The organism is Streptomyces sp. NPDC059832 (assembly GCF_042731715.1).
Lineage (GTDB): Bacteria > Actinomycetota > Actinomycetes > Streptomycetales > Streptomycetaceae > Streptomyces.
On the sequence record NZ_JBHWIY010000041.1, the window covers coordinates 22,887 to 42,049 of the forward strand.

At 72.1% G+C, this 19,163-nt stretch carries 16 protein-coding genes and 1 tRNA gene; 9 read left to right on the forward strand and 8 right to left on the reverse strand.

The window, feature by feature from the left end:
• Window positions 1-241 precede the first annotated feature (241 nt).
• The 5 genes from ACFV8T_RS39645 (at window position 242) to ACFV8T_RS39665 (ending at window position 4,244) form a co-directional block, all read left to right on the forward strand.
• Window positions 242-1,108: an SDR family oxidoreductase gene (locus ACFV8T_RS39645; protein ID WP_385337168.1), complete on the forward strand. Its 867-nt coding sequence runs from the start codon at window positions 242-244 to the stop codon at window positions 1,106-1,108.
• Window positions 1,109-1,151: 43 nt separating this feature from the next.
• Entirely contained in the window at window positions 1,152-2,165 is a 1,014-nt protein-coding gene (locus ACFV8T_RS39650; protein ID WP_385337171.1) for an SPFH domain-containing protein, read from the forward strand.
• Window positions 2,162-3,061 (forward strand): hypothetical protein, encoded by a 900-nt coding sequence (locus ACFV8T_RS39655; protein ID WP_385337174.1) that lies wholly within the window; start codon window positions 2,162-2,164, stop codon window positions 3,059-3,061. Before ACFV8T_RS39650 ends, ACFV8T_RS39655 begins: the two co-directional genes overlap by 4 nt.
• Before the next feature lie 132 nt (window positions 3,062-3,193).
• Window positions 3,194-3,694, forward strand: coding sequence for an NUDIX hydrolase (locus ACFV8T_RS39660; protein WP_385337177.1), 501 nt, complete (start codon window positions 3,194-3,196; stop codon window positions 3,692-3,694).
• Window positions 3,695-3,749: 55 nt separating this feature from the next.
• Window positions 3,750-4,244 (forward strand): FBP domain-containing protein, encoded by a 495-nt coding sequence (locus tag ACFV8T_RS39665; RefSeq protein WP_385337179.1) that lies wholly within the window; start codon window positions 3,750-3,752, stop codon window positions 4,242-4,244.
• A 26-nt stretch (window positions 4,245-4,270) separates the two neighbouring features.
• Here ACFV8T_RS39665 and ACFV8T_RS39670 read toward each other — a convergent pair whose 3' ends face one another.
• From ACFV8T_RS39670 to ACFV8T_RS39685, 4 genes are all read right to left on the reverse strand, one after another.
• Entirely contained in the window at window positions 4,271-5,497 is a 1,227-nt protein-coding gene (locus tag ACFV8T_RS39670; protein ID WP_385337182.1) for a cytochrome P450, read from the reverse strand.
• 124 nt (window positions 5,498-5,621) lie between these two features.
• Complete coding sequence (locus ACFV8T_RS39675; protein WP_385337184.1) at window positions 5,622-6,188, reverse strand: GNAT family N-acetyltransferase; 567 nt, start codon at window positions 6,186-6,188, stop codon at window positions 5,622-5,624.
• 236 nt (window positions 6,189-6,424) lie between these two features.
• A tRNA-Pro gene (locus ACFV8T_RS39680) sits at window positions 6,425-6,498 on the reverse strand.
• A gap of 49 nt (window positions 6,499-6,547) precedes the next feature.
• Complete coding sequence (locus ACFV8T_RS39685; protein WP_385337187.1) at window positions 6,548-9,181, reverse strand: ATP-binding protein; 2,634 nt, start codon at window positions 9,179-9,181, stop codon at window positions 6,548-6,550.
• 108 nt (window positions 9,182-9,289) lie between these two features.
• On the opposite strand from ACFV8T_RS39685, the gene ACFV8T_RS39690 reads away from it, so the two are divergent.
• Together ACFV8T_RS39690 and ACFV8T_RS39695 are read left to right on the forward strand one after the other, a co-directional pair.
• Window positions 9,290-9,826, forward strand: coding sequence for a DUF309 domain-containing protein (locus ACFV8T_RS39690; RefSeq protein WP_385337190.1), 537 nt, complete (start codon window positions 9,290-9,292; stop codon window positions 9,824-9,826).
• A 133-nt stretch (window positions 9,827-9,959) separates the two neighbouring features.
• Complete coding sequence (locus ACFV8T_RS39695; RefSeq protein ID WP_385337193.1) at window positions 9,960-10,328, forward strand: hypothetical protein; 369 nt, start codon at window positions 9,960-9,962, stop codon at window positions 10,326-10,328.
• Window positions 10,329-10,608: 280 nt separating this feature from the next.
• Here ACFV8T_RS39695 and ACFV8T_RS39700 read toward each other — a convergent pair whose 3' ends face one another.
• Window positions 10,609-12,042, reverse strand: a complete 1,434-nt coding sequence (locus tag ACFV8T_RS39700; protein ID WP_385337196.1) for an FGGY family carbohydrate kinase — start codon at window positions 12,040-12,042, stop codon at window positions 10,609-10,611.
• 443 nt (window positions 12,043-12,485) lie between these two features.
• Here ACFV8T_RS39700 and ACFV8T_RS39705 point away from each other — a divergent pair, with 443 nt between their 5' ends.
• Window positions 12,486-13,493 (forward strand): hypothetical protein, encoded by a 1,008-nt coding sequence (locus ACFV8T_RS39705; RefSeq protein WP_385337198.1) that lies wholly within the window; start codon window positions 12,486-12,488, stop codon window positions 13,491-13,493.
• An 87-nt stretch (window positions 13,494-13,580) separates the two neighbouring features.
• Window positions 13,581-15,110, forward strand: coding sequence for an amino acid permease (locus tag ACFV8T_RS39710; protein ID WP_385337201.1), 1,530 nt, complete (start codon window positions 13,581-13,583; stop codon window positions 15,108-15,110).
• 90 nt (window positions 15,111-15,200) lie between these two features.
• On the opposite strand, the gene ACFV8T_RS39715 is transcribed toward ACFV8T_RS39710, so the two are convergent.
• The 3 genes from ACFV8T_RS39715 to ACFV8T_RS39725 are packed head-to-tail and all read right to left on the reverse strand — an operon-like array spanning window position 15,201 to window position 19,044.
• Window positions 15,201-16,466: an MFS transporter gene (locus ACFV8T_RS39715; RefSeq protein WP_385337203.1), complete on the reverse strand. Its 1,266-nt coding sequence runs from the start codon at window positions 16,464-16,466 to the stop codon at window positions 15,201-15,203.
• 5 nt (window positions 16,467-16,471) lie between these two features.
• A complete protein-coding gene (locus ACFV8T_RS39720; RefSeq protein WP_385337205.1) occupies window positions 16,472-17,077 on the reverse strand; it encodes a DUF5825 family protein in 606 nt (201 codons plus the stop codon).
• Window positions 17,074-19,044 (reverse strand): RiPP maturation radical SAM C-methyltransferase, encoded by a 1,971-nt coding sequence (locus ACFV8T_RS39725; RefSeq protein WP_385337207.1) that lies wholly within the window; start codon window positions 19,042-19,044, stop codon window positions 17,074-17,076. Before ACFV8T_RS39725 ends, ACFV8T_RS39720 begins: the two co-directional genes overlap by 4 nt.
• Window positions 19,045-19,163: the final 119 nt, after the last annotated feature.

The following is a 19,163-nucleotide window of genomic DNA, read 5'->3' on the forward strand; positions in this document are numbered from 1 at the left end:
GGAGAAGGGAGAAGAAATACCCGCGAGGGCGGAGAGGAGGGGGGGGGGGGGGCAACCCCCTGTCGGGGCCCCCTCCCCCCCCCCCTCCCCCCCCCCCCCCCCCGCGGTTGCACCTCCTCGCGCCACATCCCGCCCGGCAGGAGCGGCACCTATCCCACCAAACAAACAGTTGGTAGATTTACCGACCGATCGGCACGGACTTCGACTGCACGCGCGTTCCGGAAAGCGGCGGGGGCGGACCATGGACATCGGCAATCCCATCGACTTCACGGGGCGGGCCGTGATCGTCACCGGCGGCACGAAGGGCATCGGCGCCGTGATCGCCGAGGCGTTCCTCGCCGTCGGCGCGGATGTACTGGTCTGCGGTCGCGGCGAACCGCCGGAACTGCCCGGGAGCGGCACCCGCCGGGCGCACTTCCGGCGGACCGACGTACGCGATCCGGCCGAGGCGGCCGCCCTGGTCGACCTGGCGGTGGAACGCTTCGGACGGCTGGACGTGCTCGTCAACAACGCGGGCGGCTCCCCCGACGCCGACGCGGCCACCGTGTCACCGCGTTTCGTCGAGCGGATCGTCGCCCTCAACCTGCTGGCCCCGTTCTATGTGTCGCAGGCCGCCAACCGGGTCATGCAGGGGCAGGGCGACGGGGGTTCGGTCGTCAACATCGGCAGCGTCTCCGCGCACACCCCGCAGCCGGGCACGGCCGCGTACACGGCGGCGAAGGCCGGACTGCTGGCGCTGACCCGGGCACTGGCCCTGGAGTGGGCGCCGAAGGTACGCGTCAACCACATCACGACCGGACTCGTCCGCACACAGAGCGCGGCATCGGTCTACGGCGAGGACGGTGGCGCCGCGGTGGCCGAGGTCGTCCCGATGCGGCGGATGGCGGCACCGGACGACGTGGCGCGCGCCTGCCTGTATCTGGCGGGCGGCCTGGCCTCCTACGTCAACGGCGCCGATCTGGCGGTGCACGGCGGGGGCGAGGTGCCGGCCAGATTCCTCGCGGCGAAGGGCGGCCGGAGCGGCGACCGGCCGGAAACGGTCCGACCGCGAGGGCCGCACCGACCGAAGCGGGCAGCCAACCTTTCTCGTCCCCTTGACGATAATTAGCATCCCCGTTATCGTCCCCACGACGAGAACAAGGGGGGTCGACATGGCCGACATCACCAGGCGCTTCGGCTGGCGCCATCTGCGCTCCGCGCCCACCGCGCACATCCGCCACCACAAGCGCGGCCGGCTCGCCCACGACGGGCCGGGGCTGAGTTTCTGGTACCGCTCGCTCACTGCCGCACTCTCGGAAGTCCCTGTGAACGACCGGGAGTTGGCGATGGCGTTCCACGCCCGTACGTCCGACTTCCAGGACGTCACCGTGCAGGCCACCGTGACATACCGGATCAGCGACCCGGCCGAGGCCGCCGCCCGGCTGGACTTCTCGGTCGACCCGGACACCGGGGTCTGGCGCGGCGCGCCGCTGGAGCAGATCGCCACCCTGCTCACCGAGACGGCCCAGCAGCACACCCTGGACGTACTGGCCAGGACAGCGCTGGCCGAGGCACTGGTCGACGGTGTCGCCTCGGTACGCGACCGGGTCGCCGCGGGACTCGCCGCCGAACCGCGGCTGCCCGCCACCGGCATCGACGTGGTCGCGGTACGGGTGGTGGCGATCCGCCCCGAGGCCGAGGTGGAGCGCGCCCTGCGCACCCCCGCCCGCGAGCAGATCCAGCAGGAGGCCGACCGGGCCACCTACGAACGCCGCGCCGTGGCCGTGGAACGGGAACGGGCCATCGCCGAGAACGAGCTCGCCAGCCAGATCGAACTGGCACGCAGGGAGGAGCAGTTGGTCGAGCAGCGCGGCACCAACACCCGCCGCGAGGCGGAGGAGCACGCGGCGGCCGACGGGGTGCGCGCCGAGGCGGAGGCGGCCCGCACGGTGCGGCTGGCCCGCGCCGAGGCCGAAGCCGCCCGCGAGGTCGGCGCCGCGCGGGCCGAGTCCCAGGCGGCCTGGCTGCGGGTGCACGGCGAGGTGGACACCGCGACCCTGCACGCCCTGGCGGCGACCGGTCTCGCCGAGAACCTGCCGCACATCGACAGCCTCACCCTCTCCCCCGACGTGCTCACCGGCCTGCTCAGCAAGCTCGGCAACGCCGGCCCGGAGACCCGGGCATGAGCCTCGCCCCGCGCGCGGTACTGGTCCACCGCACCACCGAGTACGAGGAGTTGCTGGCCCGGCACGGCACGCACGGACAGGCCGCCTTCTTCCTCTCCAGCCGCGGCCGGTCCATCGACGAGGTGGCGCGGCGGCACCGGCGGACCCAGCAGGCGCTCGCCGATGTGGCGGCGGCCGTGCCGCTCCAGTGGCGTCAGTCGCGGGTGGAACGTGCGGACCTCGACCGATTCCTGTTCGGGCCCGAGGACGTGGTGGTCGTCGTCGGTCAGGACGGACTGGTCGCCAACGCCGCCAAGTACCTCTCCGGCCAGCCTGTCGTGGGCATCGACACCGAACCCGGACGCAATCCGGGCGTGCTCGTCCGCCACCGGCCCCGCGACGCGGCCGCCCTGCTCCGGGCGGCCGGGTCCCCCGGCGGCGCGGCGGACGAACTCACCATGGTCGAGGCGGTGGCCGACGACACCCAGCGCCTCCTCGCCCTCAACGAGATCTACCTCGGCCCGCCCGGCCATCAGACCGCCCGCTACCGGCTCGGCCCGGACGCTCCTGGCGCCGCCGCCGAGCTGCAGGCCTCCTCGGGCGTCCTCGTCGGCACCGGCACCGGCGCCACGGGCTGGCTCCGCTCACTGTGGCAGGAACGCCGCAGCAAGCTGCACCTCCCGGCGCCCACCGACCCCCGACTCCTCTGGTTCGTCCGCGAGGCCTGGCCGTCCCCCGCGACCGGCACCTCGCTGGTCGCGGGCGAGCTGGGGCGCGGGCAGGGGCTGAGGCTCACTGTCGAGTCGGACCGGGTGGTGGTCTTCGGCGACGGGATGGAGACGGACGCACTGGAGCTGACATGGGGTCAGACGGTACGGCTCGGCATCTCGGGGACATCGCTGCGGCTGGCCGTCTGAGGCGATGCCCCAGGCAGTGCGGCCCGCGCGAGAGACGGCGCCGCGGTTGTCCGTAGGCTGCCCCCGTACGACCGGAGTGCCGGGCCCCGCGCCCATGGCACTCCCCCACCTGCGAGGAGCACTGGGAGCACCATGAAGACCACGCCCGCGGACGCCTCTTCTCGCAACACCCGTCCACCGCAGGCGCAGGCGGCGCTCGGCGTGGGGGTGATCGTGCAGGACGAGCGGGGGCGGGTCCTCCTCGGCAGGCACCACGGCGGGACCTGGGAGCTGCCGGGCGGCAAGGTCGACCCGACCCATGAGTCCATCGCCGAGGCGGCCGCCCGTGAGCTCCGGGAGGAGACGGGTCTGGAGGTCGACGCGGAGGACGTACGCGTATTCGCCATGCTCCACGACGTGGTCGGGGGGATCAACCGCGTGTCGATGGGCGCGGCGGTGACCGTGCGGTCGGGAAGCCCGCAGGTGACCGAGCCCCATCTCATCAGCACCTGGCAGTGGACCGCAGTCGACGCCCTGCCGGAACCGTTGTTCGGTCCCTCCGCCCAAGTGCTCGCGGCCTGGCGCCCCGACCTCCCGATCGAGCATCCCCCCGCGCACCGGCTGACCGTCACGAACGCCGTGGACGGCGCATAGCCTTGCCCTATTAATCATTTGCCTAGTGGTCGTAGGCAGAGTTAGCGTCCCTCGCATGAAGGCCGTGAGTGAGCAGGACATCCGCGCATCGTTCATCAACTGCTCCAAGGGGGAGGCCAAGCGTCTGCCGCTGCCCCGCGACCTCGACGAGCAGCCCTGGGACGATCTGGACTTCCTGGGGTGGCGGGATCTCTCCGCCCCCGGACGCAGCTATATCGTCACCGAACGCGACGGCGAACTCATCGGCGTGACGCTCCGCTTCCCCTCCCAGCAACGCGGCTTCCTCCATCGAAGCATGTGCTCCCTGTGTCTCACCACACACCCGGGGAGCGGTGTCTCGCTGATGACCGCCCGGAAGACCGGCGCCGCGGGGCGCGAGGGCAATTCGGTCGGCCTGTACATCTGCACCGATCTCGCCTGCTCGCTGTATGTCCGGGGCAGGAAGACCCCGGCGCCCGGCGGTCGTTTCAAGGAGAGCCTGACGGTGGCGGAGCAGGTGGAGCGGACCAGGGCCAACCTCGACGCGTTCCTGGGCAAGCTTTTCGGCTGAGCCGGCGGGCGGCGCGGCGCACGCCTTCAGGCCGGGGCGTCGGCGGTGAAGGTGACGGGCAGTCGCTCGGGGCCGCGCAGCCCTCCCGGTCGCCACCGCAGTTCCTCGGGCGGCACGGCCAGGGCGAGGCGGGGCAGGCGGCGCAGTACGGTGCCGATGGCGATCTGCCCCTCCAGCCGGGCCAGCGGCGCCCCGAGGCAGTAGTGGATGCCGTGCCCGAACGCGAGGTGGGCGTTGTCCTGCCGTGAGATGTCCAGGCGGTCGGGTTCGGGGAAGTGGTCCGGGTCGCGGTCGGCGATGGCCGATGCGACGAGCACGGTCGCGCCGCGCGGGATGTCCACGCCCGCGATGGTGACGTCCTCGCGCGCGAACCGGGCGATGCCGGGGTTGACCGGTCCGTCGTAGCGCAGGAATTCCTCGATCGCGCCCGGCAGCAGCGCCGGGTCGTCCCGCAGCATCCGAAGCTGGTCGGGGTGGGCGAGCAGCGCCGCGATCCCGCTGCCGATCAGGTTGACCGTGGTGATGTATCCCGCTGCCAACAGCAGGAAGGCCATGGCGATCAGCTCGTCCTCGTCCAGGCTCCGCTCCTCGTCCCGGGCGGTCACCAGCACGCTGAGCAGGTCGTCCCCGGGGCGGGCCCGCTTCGCCCCGATGAGCCCGGTCAGATACCCGCGCAGGTGCTGCCATGCCTCTTCGGTCCGGGCCGGGTCCGGTGGTTCGGCCCCCTGGCGGACCATGTCGTCGGTCCACCGCTGGAAATCGTGCCGGTCGGCCACGGGCACGCCGAGCAGTTCGCCGATCACGGTGACCGGGAGCGGCAGCGCGTAGCTACCGACGAGGTCGGCACGGCCGTACGGCCCGATCTCGTCGAGCAGCCGGTCGGCGATCTCCTGGACGCGGGGCCGCAGCCGGGCCACGCGGTGCGCGGTGAACACCCTGGACACCAGCCGGCGCAGCCGGGTGTGGTCGGGGGGATCGGTGCGGAGCATGTTGCGCAGTACGGACTCGCGGTCCGTGGCAGGCAGCCGCTCGATGAGCCGGGGGTCCGACGCATCGCGGACATCGCTGCTCAGCCGCGGGTCGGACAGGGCCGCGAGGCCGTCCTCGTACCGTGTGACCAGCCATGCCTCCAGGCCACCGGCGATGATGGCGCGCCGCACCGGGCCGTCCTCGCGCAGTTGCCGGTAGACGGGAAAGGGGTCGGCGACGAAGGCCGGATCGGCGTAGGGAAGAAGGACCGGCTGCCTGCTCATCATGCCTCCCGAAGGGCACCGCACCTCTTCGCACGGATGTGTGCGCTCCGGACCATGTGGGCGCTCTTCGTCCCAGCCTAGTGGGCGCGAGGCGCCCCGGGCTGCGGGCGCGGTCCCGCGCCGGTCAGGACACCGGTTCGCCGTTCCGGTGGCACCAGGTCTCCAGCAGTACCCGCCGCCCTTTCGCCTCCCGCTGGACGGGCTCGTCCGCGGTGGGCCGGAATCCGGCCGATCGCGCCACGGCGGCACTCGGGGCGTTACCGGCTTCGATCCGGAGCAGCACCCGCCTCGCGTCGAGGCGGTGAACGGCGTATTCAGTGGTGACCGCGACCGCTTCGGAGGCCAGTCCGCGACGCCGGTACCGCGGCCCGACGCCGTAGGCGAGCTCGATGTCCCGTTGATCCAGCTCGTCCTGGAAGAGCAGCACCTCGCCCTGCGGCTGCCCGCCGTCGGCCGTGATGGCCAGCTGTATGCGGCGGCCTTCGGCCCGTGCCTCGCGAGCCCGCCCGAGGTACGCGCGGGCGGCGTCCGCGTCGAACGGCGAGGGTACGGACCTCCAGCGGCTGATCTCCGGATCGTCGTACATCTCGATCAACGCGGGGATGTCCGCCTCGTCCCACTCCCTGAGCACGATCCTTCGCCCGGCCAGGCGAACAGGGGCGACGGGCAAGGTTCTCGGCCGATTCTCCATGTGTCGATCGTGCCCCTGCCCGAGTGCCGTCATGCCGGGACCCGGGCAGGGGCGTCGTCCGTGGGCGGGTTCGCGAGCGGCGCGTCGAGCCGCACGGCCCCGGGCAACTCGCTGCCAGGGAGCAGAGGTTGCACTCCGCCGGGACAACGGCGACGCGTTGTCCCTCAGTCCCGGAAATGACCAAGAGGCCGCTTCGGATATTTCCGATACGGCCTCTTGCCTGCGACTCTCACGAGTCGGGACGACAGGATTTGAACCTGCGACCCCTTGACCCCCAGTCAAGTGCGCTACCAAGCTGCGCCACGTCCCGATGCGATTGCCCCGGTGTTGCCGGGCGGCTTCGCAGGACAAACATTACCTCACTCGGAGGCCCGGATCGACGCCCGTGCCTGGTGGGCGCGGTTTGCCAGGGATTCCGCGCCGCACGCGGTGGCCAGTTTGTGAGCTCTGGCGAGTTCGCGCGGTGAGCGGATCGCGATGCCGTAGTCGACGAGGGCCAGCGCGTGTTCGAACGCGGACGGGGATGCCTCCAGGTGGCGGACCGACTCGGCCAGCAGGTGGACGGCGTCCTCGGGGCGGGCAAAGAGGGAGACGTAGCGCAGGGCCTCGCCGATCGCGGTGTCCGTGCCGAAGCGTTCGGCGTGCACCCGGGCCGAGGTGGCGAGTTGGGCGGCGCGCGCCGGGTCCTCCTCGGCCAGGGCGCGGGCGAGGTCGCCGGCCCAGGGAGCCCACACCCCGTTGAACCTGCCGCGGGGTTCGAGGGCCTGGCCCGCCGCTTCGAGTTCGACGATCGCTTCCTTCGTACGGCCTTCGGCCAGCAGCAGCCGACCGCGTACGCACGGCCCGTCGGGCAGCACCATCGCGCTGGGGTAGGGCGCGCCGAAGGAGTAGCGGTCGGCGATCTCGCGGGCCTCGGTGACGCGGCCGCGGGCGACCAGGGTGTCGATGAGCAGACAGGCCGCGTCCCAGTGGACCGGAAGTCCGCTGCCGACGCGGTCGGCGAGGCGCAGCCCTTCGCGCAGGAAGCCCTCGGCCTCGGCCAGCCGTCCGCGACGGCGGTGGACCAGTCCGAGCAGGGTGTGCGCGAACGCGAGGTGCGCGCCGCTCCAGCCGGAGATCTCGAAGGCGCGGACGGCCTCGCCGAAGAGTTCCTCGGCCCGGTCGAGCTGGTCGGTGAAGGCGTAGGTGATGCCGACCAGGGTCGGCAGTTCGAAGCCCCACTCCGTATCGGTCCAGCCGAGCCCCCGGGCGGGGTGGCCGTCGACCAGGGCACGTTCGCAGAGGTCGACGATGAGCTGGGCGTTCTCGCCGCGCAGCATGGCGTCGAAGGCGCGGAGCGTGAGCAGGGCTCGTTCGGCGTTGTCGCGGCCGTGCAGATGGTCGGCGTTGCGTGCGAGCCGGCCGGAGCGCCCGGGACCGTCCTCCTCGCCGGCCTGCATGCCCTCCCAGAGGAAGTGGGCGGCCTGGAGGCGCATGAGGCCGGGGCCCGGCGCGGTGCGTGCGGCCTCCGCCGCGAGGGCGTTCGCCGCCTCCTTGAGCTGGTTGTTGTGCGAATGCGCGGCCGCGAGCCGGTAGGTGGCGTCGACCCGGTGGTCGTCGTCGAGTCCGGGCATCTCAAGGGCTGCGCGCAGGTGCTGGACGGTGGTGGCCGGGGAGCTGAGCAGTGTGGCACAGCCCAGTTCGTACAGCAGGGTGGCCTTCACGCGCTGGCTCGGTGGTTCCTGCAGGGCGCGTTCGAGGCAGCGGCGGGCGGCCTCCGGGGCGCCGACGGCGAGGTGTTGTTTGGCCGCTTCGCGGAGTTGCCCGACCAGTTCCTGGTCGTCGTCCGGGTGCACTTCGAGCAGGTGCCGGGAGGCCGCCGCGGGGCCGAGTCCGGCCCGGGTGATCGCCCAGGCCGCCCGGCCGTGCATGGCGGTGCGGGTGGCCGGCGGAATGGACCGGTAGACCGCGCTCGCGATGAGCGGGTGGACGAACTCCAGCGGGTCGAAGCCGGTGACGATACGGGCTTCGCGCAGTCGTGCCGTGCAGTCGGCGGCCTCGGCCGGGCTCATTCCGGCCAGCGTGGCGGCGAGGTCCTGGGAGATGTCCGTGCCGAGGACCGCGGCGGCCCAGGCGAACCTGTTGGCGTTGGTGCCGAGCCGTTCGAGCCGGGCGACGAGGCCGCTCCCGCGGGCCGAGGCGCCGAGTTCGCGCAGCAGTCCGGCCGACTCCTCCAGCGGGGCCAGTTCACGGTCCTGCACCTTGGCGACGAGCTCGACCGCCTCGTAGGGATTGCCGCCGGTGACGGCCCACACCTCGCGGCAGAACGGGTCATCGGCGTGTTCACCGAGGGCCGCGCGGACCAGTTCCGCAGTGGCGTCCGGGGTGAGCGCGCGCAGCGCGACGCGTACCTGGGACGGGTGGGCACTGCCCGGTCCGCTCTCCTTCTGGCGCGCGGCCAGCTCTTCCGGGCGGTGCGCCTGGACGACCAGGACGGGAAGTTCGCCGAGGCGGGCGGTGAACGAGGCGAGCCAGGCGAGGGATTCGCCGTCCGCCCAGTGCGCGTCGTCGATGATGAGCAGCAGCGGGCGGTGGCTCAGCCGGGACGCGAGCCGGGCGACGACGAAGTCGAGGCCGTCCCGCACGCCTTGCGGGTCCGGCTGCGGACCGGTCGGTTCGGCCAGCCCGAGGGCCGGCGCGGCGATCTCGAACCATGACCCGAACAGGGCCCGCACCTCGTCGGGCGGGAACCGGTCGAGTGCGGGCTGCAGCAGTTGGCGTACGACGTGGAACGGCACGGAAGTGACCGTTTCGCCGCCTCGTGCGGACCAGACCGTGCAACGGTCGGCGGCGATCGTCCGGATCTCGCCGAGCAGTGCTGTCTTGCCGATGCCTGCCTCGCCGCTGAAGATCAGCAGCCCGCCGGCGGCCTGGGCGCCGCAAAGGGCGTCCACGGCTTGTGCGGCGGCGGCGAGTTCCGGTTCGCGCTCGTACAGCGGCCGGGACGGCTTCATGCCTACCCTCCCCAGGGTGGTACGGATGGCTTTCGACACTAGTCGTGTCCGGGGGTCCACGGACAGTGGTTCGGACAGTTCGCCGCAGGTGCGGGGCACAATCGTGGAGTGGACGAGATGCGCAGGGACCGTGACACCGAGGGCAGGGCGCGCAACGCACGCCCGCGTGACGGGCTGGGGCGCCCCCTTCCGTACGGGGCGCCGGGAGTCGAGCGGCAACCGGAAGGGGTGGTCCGCACCCCCGAGGAAACGGTGCGGGAGGCACAGCGGTTGCTGGACGCGGGGATGCCGTTCCATGCGCACGAGGTGTTCGAGGACGCGTGGAAGTCGGGCCCGGTGGCCGAGCGGGAGCTGTGGCGCGGGCTCGCGCAGCTGGCCGTGGGGCTGACCCATGCGGCCCGGGGCAATTCGACGGGCGGGGCGCGGCTGTTGCGGCGCGGCGCGGCGGCGCTCGCGGAGTTCGCCGCGGCCCGGCCGTACGGGATCGGCGTCGACGGGCTGATCGGCTGGGCCGAGGAGCTGGCCGGACGGGTGGCGGCGGGGACGGCCGCGGACTGCGGGGGCACGGCGGGCGGACGGGCGGCGCGTGCCGAGCCCGTCGACGCGGCCACCGAGGCACCGCGTCTGCGGCCCCCGGCCCCGTAGCCCGGACCGGGCCCGGGTCGTACCGGTGCGAGGGGCGGTAAGTGGCCGGGCAGGCATCGGACCCGCGTCATATTCGCCACCCATCGCGCGGAGCGGTGAACAGGGCAGCCCGCAGCCATTACGATCGCGCGTCATGAGCACTTCTGACCAGGACCAGGCCGTGGACACCCCGATACCCATCCCGGCGGCCGACCCCGAGGCCGTCGCGGAGACGGCCCCCGAGGAGGCCGACGGGACCGGGGACCGGAAGCTGACTCCACGCCAGGCGAGACGGCTGCGCATGGTCCTCTCGTCGGTCGGCATGGCCGCGATGGCGGTGGTCCTCGCGCTGCGGATCGCCAGCCGGTCGTCCGTCCTGGTGGTCGGGGTGTACGGGCTCGCGCTGATCCTGTGCGGGATCGTGATCGAGCTCAGCCGCAACGGCCGTACCCGGCTGGGCAGTTGGCTGCTGGCCGTCGGCCTGGTCGCGGCGATCGGATCGGACTGGCTGCTCATTCCCTGACGTACGGTCAGCGCACCGCGATCCGTACGGTCCCGCCATGCGGATCGACCCGGTCGAGCCAGTCGGCGCGCAGCTGGAACGCACGGTCCGGGACGGCGGGCAGCAGCAGCCGCTGCCGGTGGAGCTCCCGGCTGTCCTGGCGGACGACGAGCAGCGGCGAGGCGAGTCTCCCGGTGGTGCGCAGGGTGACCTGCAGATTGCCGACGGCGAAGATTCCGGCCCCGGTCGTGCGGTGGGCGGCGTCGTACGCGGGGCCGCGGGTGCCGGGGTCGAGTACGTCTCAGGCATGGTCCAGCAGGGTCTGCACGGCGGTCCGGAAGCCGGCGAGCCGTTCGGCCGCCTCGTCGGCGCCGATCCGGGGTTCGTACACGGCGGCGGGCTTCCAGTCGGGCACGGCCCGGCGGAGCGGGAGGCGCGGGTCGAGGCCGAGCCGGGCGACCGCTCCGACGCCGAGGGCCGTGACGTCGGGCAGGGCGGACACCTCGACGGGTCGTTGCAGCAGGTCGGCCTGGGTCTGCATGAGCAGTTCGGAGCGGGTCAGACCGCCGTCGACGCGGAGCGAGGTCAGTGGCGAGCCGAGGTCGGTCGCGGCCGCCTCGGTGAGCTCGACGACCTGTGCCGCGATGCCTTCGCACAGCGCGCGCACCAGATGGCCCGCGGTGGTGCCGAGGCCGAGGCCGGTCATCGATCCGCGCAGATCACCACGCCACCAGGGGGCGGCGAGCCCGGCGAGTGCCGGTACGAAGGTGACGCCGCCGGCGTCGGGGACGGTCGCGCCGACGGGGTCGAGGTCGGCCGCGCCGGAGATCACCCCCAGGCCGGAGAGCCAGTCGACGGCGGACGCGGCGGTGTAGACCTGCCCGTCGAGGCAGTAGTTCGTACGGCCACCGAGTCGCCAGGCGACACAGCTGACCAGTCCGGTGGAGCCGCGGCGCGGGGCGGGCCCGGTCTGGGCGAGCAGGAAGGCGCCCGTCCCGTAGGTGCATTTGGCGTTGCCCGGGTCCAGGGCGTTCTGGGCGAGCAGGGCGGCCTGCTGGTCCACGAGCAGGCCGGTCAGCGGCAGTTCACCGCCGAAGGCGGTGGTCGTGCCGACGGTGCTGTCACAGTCGACGACGTCCGGCAGCCGTTCGTCGCCGAGCCCGAAGATGTCCAGGGCCCGGGGTGACCAGCCGACCCGGTCGAGGTCGAGCAGCTGGGTGCGCCCGGCCGTCGCCGCGTCCGTGACGAACGCCCCGGTCAGCTGGTGGACGAGCCAGGAGTCGGTGGTGGTGACGACACCCTCCCGGGTCAGTTCCCGGCGGATCCAGGCCATCTTCGGCGCGGCGAAGTACGGATCGAGGGGCAGCCCGGTGAGCTGCGTCAACTCATCGTCGTGCGGGGCGAGTTCGTCGCAGATCGCGGCGGAGCGCCGGTCCTGCCAGACGATCGCTTCGGTGAGCGGCCGCCCCGTTTCCGGATCCCAGGCGAGCACCGTCTCGCCCTGGTTGGCGAGGCCGACCGCCGAAACCGGCTCGGCGGCCTCCCGCAACGCCCGGCGGCCCGCTTCGACGACCGAGCCGAGCAGTTCGGCAGGGTCCGCCTCGACCACTCCCCCGGCGCCGTGCCGGGGCCGCACCGGAACGGAGGCGGAACCGATCACACCGCGCTCGGGACAGATCACCAGAGCCTTCGTCCCCGACGTGCCCTGGTCCACGGCGAGTACCGGGCCTGTCATCGACTCTCCAGCGGTGCGGAAGCTCTGCGGCTTGAACGGAAGCGTGATCACTGAACTCGCCGCCCAGAGTGGTGCAGACCACCGCGTACGTCAAGAGCTGCCCAGGTCACGACCGGAAGAACCGGTACATCTTTCAACGTCCTGGAGAATCAGCTGACTTGAGTAAGATCCGCGAATCGGTCCGGAGTTCGGAGTGACTGGCCTTACACTCACCGCCGAGCAACAACCGGACGCTTTCGAGCAGTTCGTTTTTCAACAGACTGCTTCACCCCCCACGTCCTTGAGGATTGATGAGACCGACACCCTGTACCGAGCCCCGATTCACCGGTTCCCCGGCCTTTCGCATCTGCACGGGTTCCATGCCACCGCCGGGTTGCGTGACGTGCTGAGGAGATCTTCCGACCGTCGCATGCCGGCCTGTCGTACGGGGGCAGGGCGAGTCCATGGCCAACAGTGATTTCCGGCCGGTCTACCACCCGGCCGGCCATGACAACGATCTGCGCGTCGCGTTACAGGATTTGCGCACCGGCCGCTGGATGTCCATGCGGAGCCTGCTGGAGAGTACGCCGGACTGGACCCTGTGGACCCAGCGCACCCAGGTGCTCGGAGCGGTCGCCGCCGGCTCGGACGCGGTGCAGGCCTGGCTGGCCGAGGATCCCCGGAGTGTCGCCGCCGCGGTGATGCAGGCGCGGGTCGTCGTCGAGCGTGCCGTGCGCGCCCACCGCGAGGGCCACCACCGGGCCCAGGAGCTCTGGGCGGAGGCCTGGCAGGCCTGCCGGACGGCCGCGAACGCCTCGCCCGCGGACCCGGTGCCATGGGTGTGCCTGCTGGCCCTGTCCCAGCTGGACGAGCGGCAGCAGTTGGAGGAGCACCGGCTGCATCCGCCGGGACCGATGCTCTTTCCCGGTCCGTGGGGGTTGCTGGCGGAGGCCGACAAACGCGATCCGTGCAACCGCGAGGCCTACCACCGGATGCTCCAGTTCGTATACGCGCGAAAGGCCGGCGGTTCCCTCTCGGAGGCGGTCAACTTCGTCCAGTGGGCGGCCTCTTCGGCACCCGACGGCTCCGCGCTGCATGTGCTGCCCCTGTATGTGCGGGTCGAGCGCTACCGCCGCGAGCAGGGCCACGAGAAGGCCCTGGACCTGCACTGGGTCACCGAGGACGCGGAACGGGACGCGGCCCGTGCGCTGGAGCTCTGGTTCCGCCGTACGACACCGATCTCCCACTCCCTGCTCGACCTCAACCATCTGGCCCACGCCCTGTGGGGAGCCCTCCAATTCGCCGAGGCCGCAGCGGTGTTCGAGGAGCTGGGACCCTATTTCACCTCGGTTCCCTGGTCCTACCGCACACGTGGCCGCAAGGGCCCGGGAGACGCCGAGGATGTCTTCCTGCGCGCCCGCAGCCGGTGTCTCGCGGCACCCCGTACCCCCGGGCGGGGGCCCCAGCGCTGACTGGAGGCGCCGCGACGCCGTGCCTCCTGCCCGCCCCGAACCGATCCTGTCCGTCCCTTTCCATCCCCGCTCATGGAGGTTTTCCCGATGTCCATATCCACCCCGACCCAGTCGGGTGCGGAGGCAACCCCGCCGAAGGACGAGGAGGAGCGACTGCGCGAACTCGGCTACCAGCCGGTGCTCGCCCGCCGTATGGGAGGCTTCGGCAACTTCGCCATCAGCTTCTCCGTCATCTCGATCCTCTCCGGCTGCATGACCCTGTACGGCTTCGGCATGTCGACCGGTGGACCGGCCGTGATGCTCTGGGGCTGGGCCGGTGTCGGTCTCTTCGTGCTCTGTGTCGGCATGGCGCTCGCCGAGGTCACCAGCGCCTACCCGACCTCGGGGGCGCTGTACTACATGGCCGACCGGCTCGGCGGCCGCAAGTGGGGCTGGTACACCGGCTGGCTGAATCTGCTGGGTCTGCTGGGCGCGATCGCGGGCATCGACTACGGCGCGGCGCTGTTCACCGGTGCGCTGATGAATCTGCAGTGGGGCTTCACCCCCACACCGGGCAAGACAATGATCATCTTTGTCTGCATCCTGCTCCTGCACGCCGTGCTGAACCTTTTCGGCGTCCGCCTCGTCAGCGTGCTCAACTCCATCAGTGTGTGGTGGCATCTCGCCGGTGTCGCGGTGATCGTCACCGTGCTCGCGGTCGTGCCCTCGCACCACCAGTCGCCGTCGTTCGTCTTCACCGAGTTCGTCAATGGCACGGGCTGGCACAACCCGTTGTACGTGGCGGCGATCGGCCTGCTCCTCGCGCAGTACACCTTCTGCGGCTACGACGCCTCGGCCCACCTGTCGGAGGAGACGTCGAACGCCTCCGTGACGGCCGCCAAGGGCATCGTCCGCGCGATCTGGGTCTCCTGGGTCGCCGGTTTCGTCCTGCTCGCCGGGCTGACCTTCGCCATCCAGGACTACGCGGGCACCCAGAAGAGCGCCACCGGTGTGCCGCCGGCGCAGATCCTGATCGACGCGCTGGGCACCTCCGGGGCCACCGCCATGCTGCTGATCGTGATCGCGGCGCAGCTGTTCTGCGGCAACGCCGAGGTCGCCGCCGCGAGCCGGATGGTGTTCGCGTTCAGCCGCGACAACGCCCTGCCGGGCTCGGCGCTGTGGCACAAGGTGAGCGCGCGCACCCAGACGCCCGTCAACGCGGTGTGGCTGTCGGTCGTCGTCGCCGGAGTGCTCGCGCTGCCGTCGCTGTACTCCGCCACCGCGTACGGTGCGGTCACCGCGATCAACGTCATCGGCATCACGCCCGCCTACGCGATCCCGATCTTCCTGAAGCTGCGCTCCGGCAGCCGGTTCGAGCGCGGACCGTGGCACCTGGGCCGCTGGAGCAAGCCGATCGGCTGGATAGCCGTCGTGTGGGTCGCCATCGTGACCGTGCTGTTCCTGCTCCCGCAGTCCTCCCCGGTGACGGTCGACTCGATGAACTACGCGTCGATCGCGCTGGTCGCGGTGCTGGTCCTGGCCACCGTGTGGTGGTTCGTCGCCCGCCGTTCGTACAGCACCCCGTCGGCCTACGGGAACGCCCGCGAGCAGGCGGAGATCGAGGAAGGCATCGTCTGAGCCGGCTCTTCCCCGGCCCTCCCGGAACAGCCCCGACGGCAGGGGGCGCTCCGGGAGGGCCGAGTGCGTGGTGGACCCCCGCGGCCCCGGCTATCGCAACCAGAGGCAGGCGGCGGCCAGGAGCGACACCGTCGCCCCGCCGGTGAGCACCGGCACGTTGCCCAGCCAGGCGGCGAGCGCACCGCCGCCGAGCGCGCCGATCGGCACCGTGCCGATGAGTGCGGCCTGCAGGACCCCGGCGACCCGGCCCTGGAGCTCGGGTGGTGTGATCAGTTGCTGGGTGGTGGTCATGGAGATGGCCCAGACCGTGGCCGCGAGGCCGAAGAGGAATTGGTACGCGAGCAGCGCCGGGAAGCCGGGGCCCAGGGAGGCGCCCGGGATCAGGAAGATCGCGAGGGCGGCCACCACCGCGCAGATCCGGGTGGCCCTGGCCAGCCCGATGGTGGCGGCGAACCGGCCCGCCAGCAGCACGCCGAGGACGGTGGCGACGCTGAACGCGGCGTAGACCGTCCCCAACTGCCAGGCGGGCAGGCCTAGATCGCGGGTGGCGTAGAGCACGAAGAGCGCGTCGGCGGCCCCGCTGCCGAGGTTGAATCCGGCCCCCGCGAGCACCTGCCGGCGCAGCAGCCGTTCGCCGCGCACGACTTCGAGTCCCGCGCGCAGCGCGGCGGTTCGGGATTCCGATGCACGATTGCCTTGCTGTGCCGGGGTGTTGAGTGCGGCGGGGAGCGCGAGCAGCAGCAGCGCCTCGACGCCGTACGCCACGCAGGCGGCCAGCAGCGCCGTCGAGGCCCCGGTCAGTCCCACCAGCACGCCGCCGAGCGCGGGGCCGCCGATCTGCCCGGTGGTCCGGGCGCCGGTCAGCGCCGAGTTGGCGGACAGCAGCTGCTCGGGGTGCACGACCCGGGGCAGGGCCGCCTGGAGGGCGACGGCGAGCATGGAGGTCAGCGCGCCCGACACGGTGGCCACCACGTACAGCTGGGGCAGTCCGAGCCGGCCCAGGGCGGCCGTCAGGGGGACGGAACCGACGACGAGTACCTGAAGAACGGTGAGGAGCACGGTCAGGCCGCGCAGCCGCGCCCGGTCGACCAGCACACCGGCGAACGGGCTGAGCAGCGCGCCCGGCAGATAGCTCAGCGCCATCAGCGCGGAGGCGCCGAACGGTCCGGCGTCCAGCAGGGTCACGGCGAGCAGCGCGAGAGCCAGGGTGGTGACCTGACGCCCGACGGAGCTGGCGATCTGTTCCCCGCACAGCAGCGCGAACGGTCGGTGGCGCAGCAGGGTGCGTCCAGGACGGTCGGTCCCGGCGGTCTGTGTGCGGGCGGAGGGCGGAGGCGGGTCCGGCAGCTGCTCCATCCGGCTCAGATGTCGGTGCAGGGGACGGGCCACCGGCGGATGCGGGGTGGCAGGGCCACCACCCAGCCGTCGGTCACCCAGGCGAGGCGTTCCGCCGCCAGCAGCTCCACCGCTTCCCGCCCGATGGTGCTCAGTGCGGCGACGGCGGTGGCGTCCTGGACGGTGCGGAACGTGGCGAGCAGGTCGGGGTCGTCGATCGTGAAGCGGGCCGCGGCCGACGGCTCCCGGCGGTCCATGACGGTGACGAAGTCCGGTCCGCGCCGGTGGTAGAGCTGTCCGTAGGCATGGCGGTCCCGCCACGCGGTGAGTTCCGGCGGTTCGCCGGGCAGCGGGCCGGGGGCGGGCAGGTGGCGCAGTAGTGCGGCCGTCCCGGACACCTCGTGCGCGGGCCCGGCGAACAGCGGGTCGTCGGCCGCCGGGAGCCAGCGCACGACGAGATCGTGGCTCTGGCACTCGCGCAGGAACTGGACCGCCGCCGTCGCCGGTCTGCCGCCCGCGCCCAGCCGCAGGGGTTCGTCCACCGTCACCAGCCGTCCTCGGATCCGGTGCGGCACCTGTCCGGTCGGCAGGGCGGGTGCGGTACGGGGCGGGGGTGCGGGCAGGGGGCTCATCCGGCAGCCTTCTCTCCATGGTCCGGCGCGCCCGACGGCCCGTTGTCCGGCGCGCCCGACGGCCCGTTGTCCGGCGCGCCCGACGGCCCGTCGGTCGTCCCGTCCGCGCCCCGGGTGCGCTCGACCGACCGGACCGGGACATGCCAGGTCGGCAGCGACACGTACGACCGCCCGTCGTCGAAGAGGAGCCCCAGAGCGACCGCGTCGCCGAGCCAGGTGCCGAGTTCCTCGGCGGACGGCGGGTTTCCGTCGGCCGTGAGCAGCCGGTGCAGCGCCGGCCGGGTGCGGCCCGCCTCCAGGTGGCGGAGGGCGGCGGCCCGCCAGCCGGTCAGGCGGTGGCTGCGGTGCGGCCAGCCGTGGCGTCGGTCGTGGACGAGGAGCACTTCCTCGCCGTCCCCGTCGGGTTGTTCCAGGACCAGGGTCGAGGAGGGGTGGCCGGTGTACCAGTCGCGGGCGGCGGCCTTCAGCCGTGCCTCGGTCTCGCCGCCGATCCCGGCGGGCGGCGTGTCGAAGAGATAGACCAGGTCGGCCAGCTGTTCCTCGGGCAGGTCGTAGACGTGGCGGTACATCTCGGCGGGCTGTCGTCGGTGGAAGCCGAGCGCGGGGTCGGCGAAGTTGGGGCTGAACCGCTCCAGTTGGATGCGGTGGGCGCCGCCTGGCGGCTGGAGGTGGACGAGCGCGGGCATCTGGTCGATGACGGGGGCGTAGTCCTCGGCGCGCTCTCCCGGGAACCCGTAGAGATAGTTCCAGGAGCAGGTCAGCGAGTGGTTCTCGCACTCGCGGAGCGTACGGATGTTGCGGGCCGCGCTGACCCCCTTGTCCATCAGCTCCAGGGCCTTGTTGCCGAGGCTCTCGATGCCGGGCTGGATATGGACCGAACCGGCGCGGGCGAGCAGTTCCAGCTGCTCCGGAGTGAGATTGGACTTGACCTCGTAGTGCATGCGCAGGTCCCAGCCGCTGTCGGCGGCGAGCGGGAGGAAGTCCTTGAAGTACGCCATGTCGATGATGTTGTCGACGGTGACGATGTCCAGGATGCGGTGGCGCCGGACCAGGCGGTCGACCTCGTCCCAGAGCCGCTCTCCGGTCTTGGCACGGAAGGTCATCGCCGATCCGTTGAGTCCGCAGAAGGTGCAGTGGTGCTTCTCGCCCCACCAGCAGCCGCGGGCCCCCTCCACCACCAGTTTCGGATGGACGTACTCCGCGAGCGGGGAGGCGTCGATGGCCGCCTGCCAGAGGTCGTAGTCGGGAGAGGGGATGTCGCCGGGCGCGACGGTGCGCCGGGACTCCTCGTTGGCACGCGACTCGGGCCCGTCCCACCAGCAGAGTCCGGGCACATCGGCCGGTGCGGTGCCCGCTTCGACGTGGGCGAGCAGGGCAGGCAGGGCGTACTCCCCCTCCCCGCGCACCACATGGTCGACAAAGCGGTGGTTGCGGTGCAGCGCGTGGCCCATCGGGCCGTCGCAATTGCTGCCGCCGAACACGACGGTCAGCCCGGGGCGGCGTCGTTTCAGCTCCGCCGCGAGCGCCAGCGAGGAGATGTTCTGCATGAACGTGGAGGTGAATCCCACGACATCGGGCGCGTCGTCGACTATCGCGCTCGCGCTCTCGTCGATGAACTCCGCCGCGTGGACCCGCATCGCGGTCGCGGTGGATATGTCGGTCCCGCGCCGGGTGGCGTACTCCTTGAGCTGTGCCACACCCCATTCGGGATCGTTGTACAGGACGCCGGAGAAGACCCAGTCCCCGAGGCCGTCGAAGATGGATTCGCTCCCGACCGCGACATGGTCGCCGGGCCGCAGCGCCCCCCGCGAGCGTTCCAGCAGGAATTCCGCCCAGCGCAGGGAGCCGTGGAACTCGCGCACCTCGTCGTCCGGCCGGGTACGGTCCAGCAGCGAGTGCAGCAGCCCCACCTGGAGCGAGGGAAGCTCGATCGGCTGCCACGGCATGGTCACCAGATGTATGCGCACTGCGTCTCCCACGGCACGGGGGCGGACGCCGGGTCGTGTCCGGCGTCCGCCCTTTTCGTCACTGTCCGGCCGCGGCGCGCCGTCCCGGCGGGTCGGTCGCGTCCTGTGCCGGCTGCGCC

Coding starts and splice junctions, on each gene's coding strand:
- ACFV8T_RS39645 (WP_385337168.1), top strand. CDS start 242: ATGGACATCGGCAATCCCATCGACTTCACGGGGCGGGCCGTGATCGTC.
- ACFV8T_RS39650 (WP_385337171.1), top strand. CDS start 1,152: ATGGCCGACATCACCAGGCGCTTCGGCTGGCGCCATCTGCGCTCCGCG.
- ACFV8T_RS39655 (WP_385337174.1), top strand. CDS start 2,162: ATGAGCCTCGCCCCGCGCGCGGTACTGGTCCACCGCACCACCGAGTAC.
- ACFV8T_RS39660 (WP_385337177.1), top strand. CDS start 3,194: ATGAAGACCACGCCCGCGGACGCCTCTTCTCGCAACACCCGTCCACCG.
- ACFV8T_RS39665 (WP_385337179.1), top strand. CDS start 3,750: ATGAAGGCCGTGAGTGAGCAGGACATCCGCGCATCGTTCATCAACTGC.
- ACFV8T_RS39670 (WP_385337182.1), bottom strand. CDS start 5,497: ATGAGCAGGCAGCCGGTCCTTCTTCCCTACGCCGATCCGGCCTTCGTC.
- ACFV8T_RS39675 (WP_385337184.1), bottom strand. CDS start 6,188: ATGGAGAATCGGCCGAGAACCTTGCCCGTCGCCCCTGTTCGCCTGGCC.
- ACFV8T_RS39685 (WP_385337187.1), bottom strand. CDS start 9,181: ATGAAGCCGTCCCGGCCGCTGTACGAGCGCGAACCGGAACTCGCCGCC.
- ACFV8T_RS39695 (WP_385337193.1), top strand. CDS start 9,960: ATGAGCACTTCTGACCAGGACCAGGCCGTGGACACCCCGATACCCATC.
- ACFV8T_RS39700 (WP_385337196.1), bottom strand. CDS start 12,042: ATGACAGGCCCGGTACTCGCCGTGGACCAGGGCACGTCGGGGACGAAG.
- ACFV8T_RS39705 (WP_385337198.1), top strand. CDS start 12,486: ATGGCCAACAGTGATTTCCGGCCGGTCTACCACCCGGCCGGCCATGAC.
- ACFV8T_RS39710 (WP_385337201.1), top strand. CDS start 13,581: ATGTCCATATCCACCCCGACCCAGTCGGGTGCGGAGGCAACCCCGCCG.
- ACFV8T_RS39715 (WP_385337203.1), bottom strand. CDS start 16,466: ATGGAGCAGCTGCCGGACCCGCCTCCGCCCTCCGCCCGCACACAGACC.
- ACFV8T_RS39720 (WP_385337205.1), bottom strand. CDS start 17,077: ATGAGCCCCCTGCCCGCACCCCCGCCCCGTACCGCACCCGCCCTGCCG.